This is a genomic window from Pseudomonas sp. AC463 (assembly GCF_979253585.1).
The window spans coordinates 1-279 of the sequence record NZ_CEEDDZ010000513.1 but is presented as its reverse complement, the minus strand read 5'-3'; the positions used below and the strand labels follow the sequence as shown (position 1 = coordinate 279).

1 protein-coding gene is annotated in these 279 nt (G+C 67.0%); it reads left to right on the top strand.

Features of this window, described 5'->3' with window-relative positions; all coding sequences use genetic code 11:
• The coding region (locus tag AC0IYH_RS31200) for an FAD-dependent oxidoreductase (protein ID WP_471838076.1) at nt 1-279 on the top strand (279 nt) is incomplete at both ends.

The window sequence follows — 279 nt, the reverse complement described above, 5'->3', positions numbered from 1 at the left end:
GGGCAAGATCGTCGATCGTTCGCGCAAGGTCGCAGGCCAGCTGAATGCGGGCGTCAAGGGCCTGATGAAGAAGAACAAGGTCGCGGTGCACGAGGGCTTCGGCACGCTGACCGCGCCGGGCAAGCTGTCGGTGAAGCAGGGCGACAAGACGGTCGAGCTGGAGGCGAAGAACATCATCGTCGCCACCGGTGCGCGCGCCCGCGACCTGCCGTTCGCCAAGGCGGACGGCAAGCGCGTTTGGACGTACCGCCACGCGATGGTGCCGACCGAGATGCCGAC